This is a genomic window from Gardnerella sp. DNF00753 (assembly GCF_049244275.1).
Lineage (GTDB): Bacteria > Actinomycetota > Actinomycetes > Actinomycetales > Bifidobacteriaceae > Bifidobacterium > Bifidobacterium greenwoodii.
Genome location: NZ_CP058393.1, coordinates 588,296 through 607,066, shown reverse-complemented (window position 1 = coordinate 607,066; position 18,771 = coordinate 588,296). Strand labels below are relative to the sequence as shown.

Sequence of the window (18,771 nt, the reverse complement as noted above, 5' to 3'; positions counted from 1 at the left end):
GACACACTAATTGCGTTAGAAATATGTTAGATTGTTCACTTCTTACTCTGTTTAGATAACAAGTTTGCTAAGCTCACGCACGCAAACCATAAGATTACTGCTAAAACAACAGCTATAAGCATTACAGTAAGCGCACTTCCCGCAGTCGGCACGTGAAGTTCAAAGAACTTTGCAGTAAACGGTATAAAAGCTCCAGCAACTCCAGCTGCAGCAAATAGCGCAACCATAATTCCTCTCCACGAGCGCAACGGCTTGGCAACGCTTGCAAGCACGAGTATGCCGAGAACAAATACGATTACTGAACAAATACTGCGAGTAGTTGCCAAAGCTTGCGCGTTTGAAACAATAAAACGAGATGCTATTAAATTATTTGCAACAACATCGTCAATATTTAATCCCAAAACTCGCGGAGCTATAACAGCAGTAGCGAGCACAGAAGCCGCTATAGCAAATCCGCTAGGAACAGCAAAACGAACAACTCGCTTCAAGAATCCCGGAATATATCGACGAGTATTAGGCGCAAGAGCAAGCAAAAATGCTGGAATACCAATGGTTAAAGAACCAATATAAGTAATATGACGAGGCAAATACGGGAAGTGCAATGCTAGAAGCACAACTCCTGCAGAAATAAGCGCAGAATAAACAGTTTTTACAAGGAACAAGCCAGCCACGCGTTCCATATTTGCCATCACTTGCCTGCCGCGAGCCACAACATCCGGCAAATGCGAGAATCGTGAATCAACAAGAACCACTTGAGCTACAGCTTTTGCTGCAGGAGCAGCGTTGCCCATAGCAACGCCCAAATCAGCTTCTTTAAGAGCTAAAGTATCATTCACGCCGTCACCAGTCATAGCAACCACATGACCTTGAGCGTGAAGCGCTTGAACAATCGCCTTCTTTTGATGAGGAAGCACACGCCCAAGAACATCCACATTTTCAAGCAATTTAGCCAATTCGTTAATATCTTCCGGTAATTTTCTAGCATCCATTGCAACAGGCTTGCGCTCTCCTGTCAATCCAACTTTTGCAGCAACAGCCGCAACAGTTGTAGGATTATCTCCCGAAATTACACGGCAGCGCACACCCTGCTCACGGAACCATTCAAGCGTTTTACGCGCATCTTCACGAATACGCTCAGAGCATCGAACTAAAGCAACAGGCTGAGCACTCTCGCAAATAGTAGGAGAATCGCCAAAAGTTTTATCTGATTCTGTGACGCTACTTACTTCGTTACTTTCAACGCTACTTACTTTTGCAAGAAGCAGCACGCGCTCACCAAGCTCCGCATAAGAATTAACTTTCTCTAAAATTTCATTAGAATTTGCATAATTAATAGCGCTTAGCAATACTTCCGGAGCACCCATATACCAAGTTTCATATTCTCCACTACTTTGCGCATATTGCACAGCACTCCATTTTCTAGCAGAAGAGAATGGAAGACGATTATTTACATGCGCGCTAGCTTCGACTCCTTGAGAGGCAAGCCCTTGCATAATCGCAACGCCTGTTGCGTTTGGATTTTCTTCGTTTGATAAGTCGAATAAAGCCTGATTGGTTTGTAAGTTAGTTTGTAAGTCTATATTTTCCACGCCAACGAATTCAATACCACCGTCAGTTATAGTGCCAGTTTTGTCTAGATTCAAGCAGTCTACGCGCGCTAAAGTTTCTACAGATTCCAACTCCTGAACTAACGTTTGCTTACGCGCAAGTCGCATAGCAGCCACCGCAAAATTAAGCGAAGTAAGTAACACCAACCCTTCTGGAATCATGCCAACAACGCCTGCAACAGCAGAAACAACAGCTCCCCTCCAGGCACCAGTCTGCCAAGCTTCAACAAATCCGCCAACCTTGTGCATTTGCGACCACACAAGCAGCACGCACAAAGGCACCACAACCATCGTCATATACTTCAAAATCGTGTTAATTCCACGGCTTAAGTCGGAAATTGTTTTGGTATAAACCTTCGCTTGCGCCGCCAATTTTGCCGCGTAACTGTGCTCTCCCACGGCAGTAACACGCGTTAAAGCCATTCCAGAAACTGCAGTAGATCCAGAATAAACGTCGTCACCTTTTGTCTTTCGAACTGTAGCAGACTCGCCCGTAAGCATGGACTCGTCCATTTCCAAGCCCCACGATTCCAGCACTTCTACGTCTGCAGGAACTTGCTCGCCAGCCCTAAGCCACAAAATATCCCCAAGCACAATATCTTTGTGCGCAATCTCAATATTTTCTCCGCCTCTACGCACCATTGCGCGAGCAGCAATCAATATAGAAAGCCTATCCAAAGTGCGCTTTGCTTTTAATTCAGTCACGATGCCAATTCCAGTATTCACCAGAATTACCGCACCAAAAACAGCATCTTTCCATGAACCTGTGGCAAGAACAACTATCATTGCCGTGAAAATAATCGCGTTAAACAATGTAAACACGTTCGCGCGCACAATATCCATTAAAGAGCGCGAAGTCTGCTTAGAAGTAATATTTACATCTCCGTGAGAGACTGCCTCTGCAACCTCCTCGGTGCTCAATCCAGAAACTTCTACTTTAGGAAGCGCCGCAATAGCTTTATTATTAGCGTTTTCTGCAGACTCTATTGCGTTTTGTTTATTACTTGTCATTTATAATCACTTCCCTACCGTGTGGCGTATTGTCAATTATTGCGCGAACAATGCTTAGCAAAGACGAACGCTCAGGAGCTAAATTATGCGAAATATCCCCAACTCTAAATATTGCAGCATATAAAGTTTCGTCTTTTGGTGCATTTACAGGATTTACTAATGCAACTGGCACTCCAGCGTAACGCGCGTATTGCAACGCAGAAATCCATTCTTTGCTTTCAGATTGTTTATTGCTCGCAATCTTATTGAGCTGTTTGTTCTCTTTTTTATTTAGTTGATCATTAGCATTATGCGTATCGTCAACGCTTGTTACGTCGAGCGCGTTAATAAGTATTAGCGAAACAGGCTGCTCGCTTGCAGCGCGAATAGCTTGTTGAGCTGCATCGTTCGCATTATTTATATTTGACACAGAAACGTAAGAAGCACTTAAATTTGCCATTTTGCACTTCTGCATAATATCAGCATCGAGAACTGCTAATTTAGAACCAATTACAAGTAAATGAATATCGTTAATATCCACGCCGTCGTGAATTATGTCCCCAGCGCGACCAGTAGCTCCCACAGCTTTACCCTGCGGTTCGCAAGCACTCAACGCACCCAGCGCTAAAGCAGTTACAACAGCAGTCGCAAAAATAGTAGTAGCGCGTTTAGAAAACATAAGACTTTTATACCACACCTTCAACATAAGTGGCTGAAGCTAAAAAAATAATTATTGTAAAAGATAGAGATAAGTTGCAGAAGTAGAAAAACACTCGTTATCACGAAATAGACGTAACATAATTTGAGAAATAAGAATTCTATATCAAAATCTGCGACACACCATAAGACGTATTACAGATTACGAAAATAATAAAAAATTTTCGAAAAATATATGTTGTTATAACATTTCGCAAAAAATTTTCTTTTAGAGCACCCCCCCCCCCGTAGGAAATTTTACAGTCTAAACTAATTTAAAACTGAAAAATATCATGAAAAATAACAAAAAATGATAGAATTTTTAGATAGACCCATTTAAATAGAGAGTTTTATTACTGGCATTGGAGAGATTTGTCATATAATTCGTTCTATTTATTTGTTTAAAAATTCGTTAAAGATTAGGGAAAATTAAGGAGATTGTTATGACAACCGCTAATCCTTCAAAACATACATCATCAAAATCTTCTAAAAAGCGTTCTTCACACAAAGTACACACTCTTCCGTTAGCAACAATGGCTGCTTTGTTGACAGCAGCAACCTGCTTAGGCAGCCAGCCTGCCATGGCTGTTACGGCAAACACAATTATTACACCAACGTACACTGCAACGGCTAGAAGTCTTACGAATAGCGCGGTTGCTAAGTATCAAGATCGTGAAGCTGATGTGGTTGTTAACAATCCAGATTGGCTTAAAACTCCTAGTATTCTTGAGTTCCAGCGTTATCGTTCTACTAATGATGAAAATAAAGATAAAAAGACAATGAATTCCGACGAGTATGGTAGCGATGAGCACAATACTCTGATTAAAAAAACGGATATGTATGCACATATCGAAACAATAAATGGTGCTAAATATCTCGTATTCGACGTGTTCTTCAACAATGATGCTCAGTCGATGATAAAAAATTCAAAGAGGCAGTGGTATATATGGCAAGTACCGTACCAAATTGCTAAGTTAAATTCCAATGGTTCGTATGCAAGCGACACAATCCGCGACTTACATTTTGACGCTTACAAACTTAAAGATGCATCACAAAATGACAAATTAAAACGTAAGATGAACTTTACTCTTTCGCGCGATTTTGCCAAGTTTGAAAAAGTAGATAACCAGTCAACAACTATAAACTTCCCTAACGATGACCAGAAGAACTTCGGTGTAGGAAATCATTCAAGATTCCATTATAGTTTAGGACCGAATCTGGTAAGCAAGAAAAAATATGAAACAGATTTGAAGAATCTATTCCATGGAAATTATCAGGATTACGCTATTACTAAAGCAACTTACCCAGAGAGCCCATATAGTGGTTGGAATTATGGAATAGGTATTCAAACTTCAGAAGTAAATCTTGCATTCCATATGCATGCCGCAGTAAAGCTTAACGATACAGCAATTAACGAAAAAGCCACAACGTATGATGAAAAGTACGCTAATATACATAATGCTTGGACTTGGGCAGATTCTGCATCATATGCACGCACAACAAGCTCGTCCTACGTGTGGATTTCTGGACGAGATCCAAAAGTTGACCAAGATAAAAACTTAAAACGTCACAAGGATGACAAAGAAGCGCCAAAAATTTATTACAATGGCAAGGAAATAACCGACGACAAACAGACCATTAATCTTCGTACAAACGATAAACTAAAATTCAGCACCACCGATAACAAGGATTATATTGAGAAGTTCAGCATTTCTGGTTTAACAAAACCTTCTATAACCAAGCAAGGCACTGGAAGCGAAAGCGAACCGCTTTCATCAGACGAAATCACTGTTACTAAAGACATGAACAAAAAGCAAGTAACTATTACTTCCGAGGATGGCTCTGGCAACGTTACCAAACGCAAAGTTAAAGTTACAGTTACTACACTTGCTGACGAACATCCTATTACCGGTAAAACCATTGATGTTACCGTTGGTGATAAATTACCGGAATTGAAAGAACTTGTTAAGATTAAAGACGGAGACAAGCTTGAAGAGCAGCCAACATTAACGTGGAACGGCAAATCTTCTGTTCCAAAAACTAATGCAGATGGTGCATTTGATACAGTTGGCGTATTTACCCATAGTATTAAGGGAACATACTCCGATAATTCCACGAGTATAACAAAACCAGTTGTAACCATCAATGTTAAACCAAAGAAGCCAGTTATCGACACTGATCTGGCTAATCTTGCTGGAAAGAAAGGGCAGAAAGTAACAGTATCTGTTGGAAGCGGCATTCCTGAAGGCACTACTACAACAGTTAAACTGTTTGATAAAAATGGCAAGGAAATCGGCTCTACTACAACGATTAACGGTGATAAAGCGGAGATTACAGTTGAGAATGGAATTCCTGAAGGCAACGTGTATGCAACAACGACTGTAAAGAAGCCTGACAAAAAGGGTCCTAAAACAACAATTCCAGGATTTGAACTAACTTCAGAAAAAAGTGATACAAAAAAAGCTACTGCGCCTAAGGATAATGAAAAACCAACAATTACTGCTACTTCATCGCCTGTAACAGTTGGGCAAGATTTGAAGATTCACATTGTTGCTAAAGATGATGTGAAGGTTAAAGACGTCGACACTTTACAGGCGCTAATGAAAGCCAATCTGCTTCAACAAGCTGATATCCTTAGTGGTCGTGCAAGTGTTTCAAAAACCACTGACACTGATCAGGAACAAGTGTTGGATCTCACTGTTAAGAACATGCAGCCGAAGGAAGTCGGTACACATACTCTAACCCTCACGGTAACCGACTCGGCAGGAAAAACCAGCACCGTAACTCTAACCATAACCGTGAAGCCAAAGGCTCCAACTGTCACTGTCCCAGCAAGCGGAAAAGATCAAGGCTCAGCCACGATCACTCCAGCAGACGGTACTGATACTTTGGAAATCACTTATACGCCAGAAGGTGACACCACCACGAAGACCATCACTGTCAAGAAAGACGGTAACGGCAAGTGGAAGAAGGGTGACGGCACTCCAGAAGGCGTAACCGTTGATGAAACCACTGGTAAAGTCACTATTCCAGCAAAGGAAGTCAAAGACGGTAGTAGCGTAACCGCTGTAGATAAGAAGGGTGACAACTCTTCCGACAAAGCCACTGGTAACGCAGGGAAAAACCCAACCACTCCAGAAGCTAAGCCAGCTGCTCCAAAAGTCGAGCCTCAAAATGATGGTTCCGTTAACGTAACGCCAGTAGACGGTACTGATACTTTGGAAATCACTTATACGCCAGAAGGTGACACCACCACGAAGACCATCACTGTCAAGAAAGACGGTAACGGCAAGTGGAAGAAGGGTGACGGCACTCCAGAAGGCGTAACCGTTGATGAAACCACTGGTAAAGTCACTATTCCAGCAAAGGAAGTCAAAGACGGTAGTAGCGTAACCGCTGTAGATAAGAAGGGTGACAACTCTTCCGACAAAGCCACTGGTAACGCAGGGAAAAACCCAACCACTCCAGAAGCTAAGCCAGCTGCTCCAAAAGTCGAGCCTCAAAATGATGGTTCCGTTAACGTAACGCCAGTAGACGGTACTGATACTTTGGAAATCACTTATACGCCAGAAGGTGACACCACCACGAAGACCATCACTGTCAAGAAAGACGGTAACGGCAAGTGGAAGAAGGGTGACGGCACTCCAGAAGGCGTAACCGTTGATGAAACCACTGGTAAAGTCACTATTCCAGCAAAGGAAGTCAAAGACGGTAGTAGCGTAACCGCTGTAGATAAGAAGGGTGACAACTCTTCCGACAAAGCCACTGGTAACGCAGGGAAAAACCCAACCACTCCAGAAGCTAAGCCAGCTGCTCCAAAAGTCGAGCCTCAAAATGATGGTTCCGTTAACGTAACGCCAGTAGACGGTACTGATACTTTGGAAATCACTTATACGCCAGAAGGTGACACCACCACGAAGACCATCACTGTCAAGAAAGACGGTAACGGCAAGTGGAAGAAGGGTGACGGCACTCCAGAAGGCGTAACCGTTGATGAAACCACTGGTAAAGTCACTATTCCAGCAAAGGAAGTCAAAGACGGTAGTAGCGTAACCGCTGTAGATAAGAAGGGTGACAACTCTTCCGACAAAGCCACTGGTAACGCAGGGAAAAACCCAACCACTCCAGAAGCTAAGCCAGCTGCTCCAAAAGTCGAGCCTCAAAATGATGGTTCCGTTAACGTAACGCCAGTAGACGGTACTGATACTTTGGAAATCACTTATACGCCAGAAGGTGACACCACCACGAAGACCATCACTGTCAAGAAAGACGGTAACGGCAAGTGGAAGAAGGGTGACGGCACTCCAGAAGGCGTAACCGTTGATGAAACCACTGGTAAAGTCACTATTCCAGCAAAGGAAGTCAAAGACGGTAGTAGCGTAACCGCTGTAGATAAGAAGGGTGACAACTCTTCCGACAAAGCCACTGGTAACGCAGGGAAAAACCCAACCACTCCAGAAGCTAAGCCAGCTGCTCCAAAAGTCGAGCCTCAAAATGATGGTTCCGTTAACGTAACGCCAGTAGACGGTACTGATACTTTGGAAATCACTTATACGCCAGAAGGTGACACCACCACGAAGACCATCACTGTCAAGAAAGACGGTAACGGCAAGTGGAAGAAGGGTGACGGCACTCCAGAAGGCGTAACCGTTGATGAAACCACTGGTAAAGTCACTATTCCAGCAAAGGAAGTCAAAGACGGTAGTAGCGTAACCGCTGTAGATAAGAAGGGTGACAACTCTTCCGACAAAGCCACTGGTAACGCAGGGAAAAACCCAACCACTCCAGAAGCTAAGCCAGCTGCTCCAAAAGTCGAGCCTCAAAATGATGGTTCCGTTAACGTAACGCCAGTAGACGGTACTGATACTTTGGAAATCACTTATACGCCAGAAGGTGACACCACCACGAAGACCATCACTGTCAAGAAAGACGGTAACGGCAAGTGGAAGAAGGGTGACGGCACTCCAGAAGGCGTAACCGTTGATGAAACCACTGGTAAAGTCACTATTCCAGCAAAGGAAGTCAAAGACGGTAGTAGCGTAACCGCTGTAGATAAGAAGGGTGACAACTCTTCCGACAAAGCCACTGGTAACGCAGGGAAAAACCCAACCACTCCAGAAGCTAAGCCAGCTGCTCCAAAAGTCGAGCCTCAAAATGATGGTTCCGTTAACGTAACGCCAGTAGACGGTACTGATACTTTGGAAATCACTTATACGCCAGAAGGTGACACCACCACGAAGACCATCACTGTCAAGAAAGACGGTAACGGCAAGTGGAAGAAGGGTGACGGCACTCCAGAAGGCGTAACCGTTGATGAAACCACTGGTAAAGTCACTATTCCAGCAAAGGAAGTCAAAGACGGTAGTAGCGTAACCGCTGTAGATAAGAAGGGTGACAACTCTTCCGACAAAGCCACTGGTAACGCAGGGAAAAACCCAACCACTCCAGAAGCTAAGCCAGCTGCTCCAAAAGTCGAGCCTCAAAATGATGGTTCCGTTAACGTAACGCCAGTAGACGGTACTGATACTTTGGAAATCACTTATACGCCAGAAGGTGACACCACCACGAAGACCATCACTGTCAAGAAAGACGGTAACGGCAAGTGGAAGAAGGGTGACGGCACTCCAGAAGGCGTAACCGTTGATGAAACCACTGGTAAAGTCACTATTCCAGCAAAGGAAGTCAAAGACGGTAGTAGCGTAACCGCTGTAGATAAGAAGGGTGACAACTCTTCCGACAAAGCCACTGGTAACGCAGGGAAAAACCCAACCACTCCAGAAGCTAAGCCAGCTGCTCCAAAAGTCGAGCCTCAAAATGATGGTTCCGTTAACGTAACGCCAGTAGACGGTACTGATACTTTGGAAATCACTTATACGCCAGAAGGTGACACCACCACGAAGACCATCACTGTCAAGAAAGACGGTAACGGCAAGTGGAAGAAGGGTGACGGCACTCCAGAAGGCGTAACCGTTGATGAAACCACTGGTAAAGTCACTATTCCAGCAAAGGAAGTCAAAGACGGTAGTAGCGTAACCGCTGTAGATAAGAAGGGTGACAACACTTCCAGCGAAACCACTGGTAAAGCCGGAAACAACAACGGAAATTCTGGTTCTGGAACAGGTTCTGATTCCGGTTCTGGAACAGGTTCTGATTCCGGTTCTGGAGATTCTGGTTCTGGATCTGAGACTGGAAACAGCAATGGTTCTGGATCTGATTCGGGTGACGATTCCACGTCTAACAATGGCGGTAACGCTGAAACCGGTAATGCTGGCAACGGCAAAGCTGGTGATGCATCCACTGGTGCTTCAGGTTCCAACGAATCTACTAAGTCCGGCAACAAGGTTCCTGCAAAGCATTCGTCCCAATTAGTAAAGACTGGTGCTGAAGTGGAACGAGTAGGATTGATCAGCGCAATGATTGGTGTACTTGGAGCTGCAGCAGCATTCTTCTCTCGCAAGAAGAATCGCGAGTAAAGAGTTCACCTACAAAATTAAACAAAAGTAAACTAATAATTGAAAATAATTAAGAAAAGGAGCTGAGTCACAAACCCAGCTCCTTTTTCTATACTTTTACTGCATTTTTACAGTAAAGAAACACTCATTTATCAACCATTGACACCACATGTAACACCACTTATACTTTTATAAACACATCAAATACACTATTTTACTGGGGAGTTAAATGTCACAATGGGACAAATTACTTAGAAGAATACTTAGCCTATCCAAAGATATGCGATTTGATGAATTGAGAAAAGTATTGGAATCCTACGGATATGAAATGTGCAATCCGCGAAGCGGAAGTAGCCATTATACTTTTCGCAAAGAACACGCAAACCCGATAACAATTCCAAAACATGAACCAATAAAAAAGATATACGTAGAAATGGTGAAAGCTGTAGTAGAAGCAGCAGACGAAGAAGAAAAACAGTAAAAGTAGGAAAGTAGGAAATTGGATATGGTAAAAACACTAACAAATAAAACACTCAGCTACTACATGTCACTACCGTATAAGCTGGAGATTGTAAAGGACCCAGATGAAGGCGGATTCGTGTCCTACTACCCTGATTTACCAGGATGCATGAGTTCGGGAGACTCCGAACAGGAAGCAGCAGCAAATGCGCAGGACGCTAAACATGCTTGGATTGAAGCAGCACTTGAAAGCAAAATCAACATAAAAGAGCCGTCTTACCATGAGCTGAATGACTATTCTGGTCAGTTCAAACTGCGTCTACCTAAAGAATTACACAGGCAGTTGGCTGAGCAATCTCAAGCCGAAGGAATAAGCATGAACCAGTATTGCGTGTATCTTCTTTCGCAAAATAACGCTATTGAACGCGTGCTTGAGCGAGCGTAGAGAATAAAATTTAGGGTTATTCCCCAAAATGTCACACTATTCATTAGTAATTACTTGTAATTATTAGCAATCATCCGCAATTACTTGTAATGCAACTTCAATACCTCGAAGCATATCAGCTAAACTCATAGAACTCGTACTCGGCTTATCAAGAACTTGCTCAGGCAAATACGGAACGTGAATAAAACCGCTCTTAATCGGCAATTTTTTAGTCTGGCAATAATGACAAACACTGTAAAGTACGTCATTGCACACGTACGCGCCCGCAGAAAAAGACACAGACGCCGGCAATTTCACCTTATTCAAAGCCTCAACTATATTCACAACTGGCAAAGTCGCTTTATACGCCACGTCACCATCCTGCACAACAGGCTCATACCAAGGCTTATACCCACTATTATCTGGTATGCGCGCAGCCCTACAGTTAATGCCAACATACTCAACGTTAAAACAAGCAGAACCACCAAATTGCCCTAACGAAAGCACAGCATTAGGCTGAACTTCCTCTATTTTCTCAATAACTTTTCGCGCACCCTTGTTAAATTCCGTAGGAATCTGCAAACGAACAAGTTCCACACCTTCAGGCGCATGAACTGATTGTGCAATCTCCCACGACGGATTTATAGACTCATTATTAAACGGCGTAAAACCAGTAATCAAAATACGCATTACAATACCCCTTTACACGAATTTCACTTTATTAAAACATTAAAACGCATCACAAAAAACTGTACATATGTGAATGTCACTGTATATAAACAGTATACAAACTTCAGGATTCTACTACGTAATTCACGCTCGCGAAAAGATTAGTTATAGTCAGATTGTGAAATAACCACACAACTCCCCCACAACACGCACAAAATCAAAATTGGTAAGACTCGCATTCGTGTAATAGTATTATGCATTGGATGTGCATTCGCGCCGCAGCGTGAATTAAACAAAGCAGTTGAAGCACATACAATAATTTCAACAGAATTCAACGACGAAAAGAGATTACCGATGACGAAGATCATTCAGATTGGCGCAAACCACGCCGGCACTGCCTGCGCTAACACCATTTTGAGCTACCCAGGAAACGAGCTTACAATCTACGATCAGAATAGCAATATTTCCTTCCTTGGTTGCGGCATGGCTTTGTGGATTGGCAAGCAAATTCAAAGCAGCGACGGACTGTTCTACCAGAAGCCAGAAGATTTCGTTAAAAAAGGCGCTAAAGTAAATCTTGAAAGTAAAGTTCTCGACATTGATTACGCAAAGAAAGAAGTAACAGTAGAGCTTAAAGACGGCACTGTTATTCACGATTCTTACGACAAGCTGGTTCTCGCTACCGGCAGCCTTCCAAACAAGCCTCGCATTAAAGGCATTGACTTGGAAAACGTGCAAATGGTAAAGCTTTTCCAGAATGCGCAAACTGTTATTGCTAAACTGCAAGAACGCGATTTCCATAATGTTGTGGTTCTTGGCGGAGGCTACATTGGCGTCGAACTTGCTGAAGCATTCGAGCGTCTTGGCAAGAACGTGACCCTTATTGACATGGAAGACCATATTCTTAACGGCTACTTTGACCCAGAGTTTTCTAACAATTTGAAGAAAATTATGGAAGATAAGGGCATTAAGTTTGAGCTTGGTCAAGCGGTTGAGGAGATTGTTGGAGACACTGAAGTTAAGGCTGTTAAAACAAGCAAAGGCACTTACGATGCAGACATGGTGATTTGCGCTATTGGCTTCCACCCAAACGTTGCGCTTGGCAAGGATCATTTAAAGCAGTATGCTAACGGCGCTTTCCTCGTTGACAAGAAGCAGCAAACTTCCGATCCAGACGTGTACGCAATCGGCGACTGCGCTACAATCTACGACAATGCTCGAGACCGCGTAAACTACATTGCGCTCGCCACTAACGCCGTTCGAAGCGGCTTGATTGCAGGTCACAACGTTTGCGGAACTCCTGTAGAAACTGAGGGCGTACAAGGTTCTAGCGCAATGATGATTTACGACTACAAGCTTGTTTGCACCGGCTTGAGCTTGTCTGCCGCTCAAAAAGAGGGCATGGACGTTGACTACGTTGATTTTGAGGATACTCAAAAGCCTGCGTTTATGGAAGTTGAGAATCCAAAGGTGAAGATTCGCATCGTTTACAAGAAGGATACGAAGGTTATTGTTGGCTGCCAGTTGGCTTCTAACTACGATATGTCTGCCGCAATTCACCTGTTCTCGCTGGCTATTCAAAAGAAAGTCACGATTAAGGAGCTTGCTTTGTGCGACATCTTCTTCATGCCTCACTTCAACCAGCCGTACAACTACATTACTATGGCTGCTTACACGGCTTTACTTAAGGGCTGATTAGCTTCTACTATTAGCTTCTGCGATTAGCTTCTTATTAGCTTAAATCGCGTTTATTAAACCAAGCAATTTGTTCTATAATGGAGCAGTTGCTTGGTTTTTTAATCATCCGCGCACAAAAAAGCGCACACAACGCGCATATTAGCGTAAGACATGCAGATTAAAACAAAGGAGTCTGGGATGAAGCAGCTTTCTATTAAACCAACTATTCACAAGTTCGAAAACGCTCGCGATTTTGCGCAAGAATTTAATCTTGGAAAAGGCGATTTAGTTATTACAAACCAGTACATTTGGGAGCCTTATTTTGGCGATTTGAATCTTGATTGCGACGTGATTTTCCAAGAAAAGTACGGCAAAGGCGAGCCGAGCGACGCAATGGTTGATGCGATTGTTAGTGACATTCACACAACTCCAAATCTCGTGATTGGCATTGGCGGCGGCACTGTTTTGGACATTTCCAAGGTTTGCGCATTGAAACAAACAAGTCCTCTCGAAGATTTGGTTGACGGCAAGATTCCTGCGCAAAAAGGCGCGGATCTTATTCTTGTTCCAACTACTTGCGGAACCGGTTCCGAAGTTACAAACGTTGCCGTATTCTCGCTTACTAAGCGCAATACTAAGAAGGGCTTGGCAAACGACGCTTGCTACGCTACGGACGCGGTTCTTATTCCAGAATTGTTGAAGAGCCTTCCGGATTACGTTTTTGCAACCAGCTCTATTGATGCTCTTACGCATTCGATTGAGTCCGCGCTTTCTCCTATTGCAACAGAGCTTACAAAAATGTTTAGTTACAAGGCTTGCGGTCTTATTTTGCAAAGTTATATGCGAGTTGTGAAGGAAGGTAGCAGCGCAAAAGCCCAAGTTGTGGGCGACTTGGTTTCGGCAAGCCTTTACGCTGGTATTGCGTTTGGTAACGCTGGTTGCGGTTGCGTTCACGCGATGGCTTATCCGCTTGGTGGTACTTTCCACGTGGCTCACGGCGAGACGAATGCTGCGCTTCTTACAAGCGTTTTGCGCTATTATGCTAAGCACGATGCTGAAAGCAGCACTAGCGCTGAAAACACTGAGCTTTCTAAGCTTTTTGACTTCATGGCAAATATTCTTGAATGCCAAAAAGCAGATGTACTAGACAAGCTTGACGAAGTTCTTAACACGATTCTTCCTAAGCATAAGCTTCACGAGTATGGAATGACCGAGGATATGATTCAAAGCTGGGCTGCAAGCGTTGTTAAAGAACAGCAGCGACTTTTGAAGAATTCCTACATGCATATGAGCGAAGATGCAATTGCTGAAGTTTACGCATCTACTTTCTAAAAACAGATTTCTAGCAAACTTACTTTCTGGAATTTGTTGACTTTAATTACGTTTTACTAGTTTTTCAGAATAAAACAAAAGCAAAATAACAAAAGACCCCACATTTATTTGTGGGGTCTTTTGTTTTATTTGTTGTATTTATTGTATTTATCGCAACTATTTCAACTATTTATAATTGAACAATAACTATTCAATAGCTATTCAATAACTTTTAGATTGCTCAAACGAGGCTCACCTAAAGGCAATCCAGTATCCGAAGGGAAGACTCCATCGTTTACTGTAAAGCTTACATAAACTTTCTTATTAATGTACTTCTCCATGATTTGTTTGACTTGACTGCCATCCTCAATCGCCATCATGGTCGCATCGCTAGGATGAGGCGGATTGCCCATATCTCCGCTGTGATGCAAAGTAACGCTGGTTTTATTATCCAGAATAAGAATCATGAAAGTTTGATTAGGATCTGAATATCCCGGATTAGGATCTTGAATATTTTGCGCTTCAAGAACCTGGTTGTACGACAAAACCTTCACAGTTCCGGAAACTACTTGCCTTCCGCTTGCTTTTTCAGCTTTAATCTTGCTATCTAAAGATTCACTACTAGCAGCTTTCTTAGAATCGGCTTTCTTACTAGACTTCTTATCAGCCTTCTTGTCAGCCTTCTTGCCAGACTTCTTGCCAGACTTCTTAGAATCCTTATCTTCTGAATTAGAGTCGCCGCCTTTATTGCTTACAGACTTCTCATAAGTATTATCTTCAGTTTTTGCCAAATTATCGAGAAGTGTAGTGTCATCTGTACTGACAAAATTAATATCTTTTGTATTTTGTTTAGGAAGATCAGTGATTATTCCAGACCAGTATTTTTCTTGTTTAACAGGATTGCTATCCTCAATATTCATAGTTACCTTGTAGGCTTCAGTATACCCTGTTCCGGACAACCAAGTAACATAGCTTAATGAATTGCTGTCTGCGTATTGCGATACTGAAGCTCTAGAACCAGCAGATCCCACTCCATCACAAATTAAATCATTTGAAGAAACAACGTCAGTGTAATCTTTATTCGCAGCAAAAAACTTCAGCATTGGCAGATATTCAAAATTTTTTCGCAAAACAAGCTCCGGAATATCCCTATCGCTCATATTGACTAACGCGTAAGAATACTTACTTTGGCTAGTATCAAGTTCTGAATCATATCCAGATTTATTAAAATCATATTTATCAGCGTTTGCTAAAACTTTTTTATATAAAGCTGCTACTTTTGCATTAATAACATTAACTTTTTTTGCACTATCAGCAGCTTTTGTATTTGCGCCCTTTTGATTCGAGCATCCAGCACATAATGGTACGAAAAGAAATAGCGAGAGTACTAGCACAATAAATTTTTTTAGCTTCAACACAATTCCATTAGGCATAACTACCCCTTCTCAAACTTTAACTAATTATAAGCAAGCAAGTTAAATATTCTAATACTACGTTGTAATATTTGGAAATTGCATAAATTTAGGTTACTTAAATATAAAAAACCTGCGCAAAAGCTATTCACTCTTACGCAGGTTAGTATTAGATAAGCGACGCTTACGCCTCGAGCGTTATTACAGGATGCAAATCAAACATTGTTACAGTACGCTTCATGCGGAAGGCAATGCTTGTTATAGCAATAGCAATAACGCCGAAAAGCACTAGCATTCCAATGCCAGAGACTATTTCACCACTGTTCTTTCCAGACATTGCTTGACGCAACCCCATAATCGAGTACGTCATTGGCAAGTAAGGGTGAACAGCTCTAAAGAATGACGGCGTCATTTGTACTGGGAACGTTCCTGCAGAGCTTGTGATTTGCAACATAAGTAGCACAATCGCAACTATTCGCCCTGGTATGCGGAACACCACCATAATCATTTGCATTATAGCCATAAAGACTATTGACGCTATAATCCCCAGCGCGTAGAATGCACAAACATTATCGATTTGCAACTTCAACGCTCCTTGAACAACGCCCATAAGAATAATCGCTTGCACAACGCCCATAAGCACAAACGGCGTCAAGCTAATAAGCGCGCTTTTAAGCGGATTCATGCCGTTTAGTATCGCTCGCCTATCCATAACTCTCAAAACGAATGTTGCCATAAGAGCACCAACCCAAAGGGCGATGGAAATAAAGTAAGGAGCAAAACCAGTTCCATAGTTTTCAACGTGCGAATACTCGTGCTCCTCCAAGGAAACTGGTGCGCTCATCATTTTACTTTTTTGAACAATATTGTTGATTTTTCCAGACTTTTGAGCATCTTTAAGCCCGTCATGCAATTTCTTAGCACCATCAACAAGCTTTGGAGTGTTATCAGATAGCTTCTTAACACCGGAATTAAGCTGATTAGAACCGTTCACTATTTTCCCAGAACCTTGTGCAGCTTCATTCACGCCACTATTTAGCTTCTCACTACCGTTACTTACTTGAGCCAAACCGTCAGCAAGCTTGTTTGTGCCAGCAACTAACTTATTCGAACCAACATTAACTTTCTCCATGCCTTGCATAAGAGCGTCAGCACCGCCCTTTATTTGCAAGCTTCCTGCAGAAAGCTTGTCTGCTCCAGCGCTTAAAGCAGAAAGATTTGTTTCTAGAAGATTAGAATTTTCACCTAATCCTTCTGCCCAACTTTGCAAATTAGCAAGCACGTCTTCCTTTGTTACTGCTGGGTTTTTCGCTTGCATAAGAAGACCAGTAATTTGTGCTTTTGTTTCAGCGTTTCCAGCTTTAACATGTTCTTCTAATTCGTTGCTTGAAGCTGCAAGCTTTTGAGCTCCTTCATAGAATTCGCTTGTCGCTGCCGATAGCCTTTGCGTTCCTTCACTTAACTGTTGAGCTCCGTTTGCTAAATCTTGCGTTTTTTGTGCAAGATATTGAGCTCCTTCTTTGCTACGAGCATTGGCTTCAGTTAGCGTATTCGCGCCTTTTTGAAGCTCCCCTAATCCGCCTTGAAGTTTTTGCAAAGATTGCGAAAGTTTATTCGACCCATCTGCAAGCTTATTTATTCCGCCTTGCAAAGACTTTGAACCTTCATGTAGCGCTCCAGCACCGTTTGCGGCAGCACCAAGAGAATCCGAAGCCGAGTTGACTTTTGCAAACATGTGCTCCCAATACTCTTGAGCAATCGCCTCGCTAATCTCAGTACGCATAGTGCGGAAAGCAGTTTTACCAATTTGCGAAGCCAGCATATTGCTTGCTTGATCATACTTTACGTGAAGTTTTGCTTTAGTAGGAGTATCGTATTGCGCGGAAGCAATGCACTTACTGAAAGAAGCTGGAATAGTTGCTACCATAAAATAGTTGCCATTTTTAAGACCCTTATTCGCTTCGGCACTATTTACAAAATTCCATTGGAAACCTTCACTACCGTCTTTTTGATTCTTTAAACGAGTTTTGATTTCGTTTCCAATGTTTCGCATTTTGCCGTTAATCATAGCGCCATTGTCTTCAACAACAACAGCTACAGGCACAGTATCCAAAGTCTTATAAGGATTTGTAAATGCCCATAAGTAAAGCGATCCGTATAAAAGTGGAATCAAAGCTACGGCTCCAATAACAAGCTTTCGAGCTTTTCCTTTCATCATGTTGTTAAGCTCACGAAATGCAAGAGCAATAGTATTAACGCGCATTATTTTCACCACCATTTGCTTTACGTTCACCAAGCTGAGAATCAGTATGAGAATTTTCTGTTTTCTCATTATTTGGCATAAGTCTTAATACTTGATCCGCTTGCTTTTCTAACTCACTTTGCAAAACTCCAACAAGGCAGGAGCAGTAGTTTTTGCTAACGTATTCGCGAATATCGGAAAGTAAGCATTCGCTTTGCTCGCTAGTAAGCTCCGTTTCAATTCCATCAACAAATAGCAGCAACGGCTTTTTTAGCAAAGCCAACGCAATTGCCAAGCGCATGCGCTCGCACGGAGTCAACTCTCCTATTGCTGTTTTACGAGGAGACAATACTTTCCACTGCGCTAGCACGTTGTAAGCGTACTGCTGTAACGCTTCGCGATTTTTTACATCATTTTTATACTGTTCGCGAAATAGTGGCGAAGATGATGCGAGTTTTAGCTCACTCATCAAAACTTCTTCTATTGTTTGCGTTTTGTAGAATTCGTTAATTCCGTTGAATAATCCCAATCCCACGTATTGACGAGATTCTTTAAAATCGCTAGGAAGAGTTGCGTCCGCAATAGTAAGAGTTCCGTTCGTAAATTTCATATAACCAGACAGTGCAAGTAGCAAAGCTGATTTTCCAGAGCCGTGTTCGCCTGATATTGCAACGATTTGATGAGCTTCTACTTTTAATGACACATCCCAAAATGGTGTTCTTCTAAATCTTTGTAAACCTAATTCTTTAGCTTCTAAAAGCATTTTACTATCTTTCATAATTTGTATGTTTGACGCTTGCAATTAAGATATGGCGTAGTATCTTTTTTGCTT

The 18,771-nt window shown here is 42.5% G+C and carries 11 protein-coding genes; 5 read left to right on the top strand and 6 right to left on the bottom strand.

What is annotated here, in order from left to right:
- Positions 1-35: 35 nt before the first annotated feature.
- Positions 36-2,618: an HAD-IC family P-type ATPase gene (locus HXT33_RS02685; RefSeq protein ID WP_421787470.1), complete on the bottom strand. Its 2,583-nt coding sequence runs from the start codon at positions 2,616-2,618 to the stop codon at positions 36-38.
- Positions 2,608-3,276 carry a hypothetical protein gene (locus HXT33_RS02680; RefSeq protein ID WP_421787468.1) on the bottom strand — a complete coding sequence of 223 codons (669 nt, stop codon included), beginning with the start codon at positions 3,274-3,276 and terminating at the stop codon, positions 2,608-2,610. The genes HXT33_RS02685 and HXT33_RS02680 overlap by 11 nt, the downstream gene beginning before the upstream one ends.
- Before the next feature lie 460 nt (positions 3,277-3,736).
- Between HXT33_RS02680 and HXT33_RS02675 the strand changes: the two genes are divergently transcribed.
- The 3 genes from HXT33_RS02675 to HXT33_RS02665 all read left to right on the top strand — a co-directional run bounded on the left by HXT33_RS02675 (position 3,737) and on the right by HXT33_RS02665 (position 10,649).
- Complete coding sequence (locus HXT33_RS02675; RefSeq protein WP_421787466.1) at positions 3,737-9,766, top strand: hypothetical protein; 6,030 nt, start codon at positions 3,737-3,739, stop codon at positions 9,764-9,766.
- A 208-nt stretch (positions 9,767-9,974) separates the two neighbouring features.
- A complete protein-coding gene (locus HXT33_RS02670) occupies positions 9,975-10,226 on the top strand; it encodes a type II toxin-antitoxin system HicA family toxin (protein WP_119520418.1) in 252 nt (83 codons plus the stop codon).
- A gap of 24 nt (positions 10,227-10,250) precedes the next feature.
- The gene (locus HXT33_RS02665; RefSeq protein WP_421787464.1) at positions 10,251-10,649 is read left to right on the top strand and encodes a toxin-antitoxin system HicB family antitoxin; all 399 of its coding nucleotides are present in this window, start codon (positions 10,251-10,253) and stop codon (positions 10,647-10,649) included.
- Positions 10,650-10,712: 63 nt separating this feature from the next.
- Here HXT33_RS02665 and HXT33_RS02660 read toward each other — a convergent pair whose 3' ends face one another.
- Positions 10,713-11,318 carry a pyroglutamyl-peptidase I gene (locus HXT33_RS02660; protein WP_421787462.1) on the bottom strand — a complete coding sequence of 202 codons (606 nt, stop codon included), beginning with the start codon at positions 11,316-11,318 and terminating at the stop codon, positions 10,713-10,715.
- 333 nt (positions 11,319-11,651) lie between these two features.
- Here HXT33_RS02660 and nox point away from each other — a divergent pair, with 333 nt between their 5' ends.
- The gene (nox, locus tag HXT33_RS02655; protein WP_375168956.1) at positions 11,652-12,992 is read left to right on the top strand and encodes a H2O-forming NADH oxidase; all 1,341 of its coding nucleotides are present in this window, start codon (positions 11,652-11,654) and stop codon (positions 12,990-12,992) included.
- 180 nt (positions 12,993-13,172) lie between these two features.
- Entirely contained in the window at positions 13,173-14,306 is a 1,134-nt protein-coding gene (locus tag HXT33_RS02650; protein ID WP_421787460.1) for a 4-hydroxybutyrate dehydrogenase, read from the top strand.
- Positions 14,307-14,503: 197 nt separating this feature from the next.
- Here HXT33_RS02650 and HXT33_RS02645 read toward each other — a convergent pair whose 3' ends face one another.
- The 3 genes from HXT33_RS02645 to HXT33_RS02635 all read right to left on the bottom strand — a co-directional run bounded on the left by HXT33_RS02645 (position 14,504) and on the right by HXT33_RS02635 (position 18,717).
- Complete coding sequence (locus HXT33_RS02645) at positions 14,504-15,718, bottom strand: hypothetical protein (RefSeq protein ID WP_421787458.1); 1,215 nt, start codon at positions 15,716-15,718, stop codon at positions 14,504-14,506.
- Positions 15,719-15,881: 163 nt separating this feature from the next.
- A complete protein-coding gene (locus HXT33_RS02640) occupies positions 15,882-17,960 on the bottom strand; it encodes a YhgE/Pip family protein (protein WP_375168959.1) in 2,079 nt (692 codons plus the stop codon).
- Positions 17,950-18,717 (bottom strand): ATP-binding cassette domain-containing protein, encoded by a 768-nt coding sequence (locus HXT33_RS02635; RefSeq protein WP_375168960.1) that lies wholly within the window; start codon positions 18,715-18,717, stop codon positions 17,950-17,952. Before HXT33_RS02635 ends, HXT33_RS02640 begins: the two co-directional genes overlap by 11 nt.
- Between the last annotated feature and the right edge of the window lie 54 nt (positions 18,718-18,771).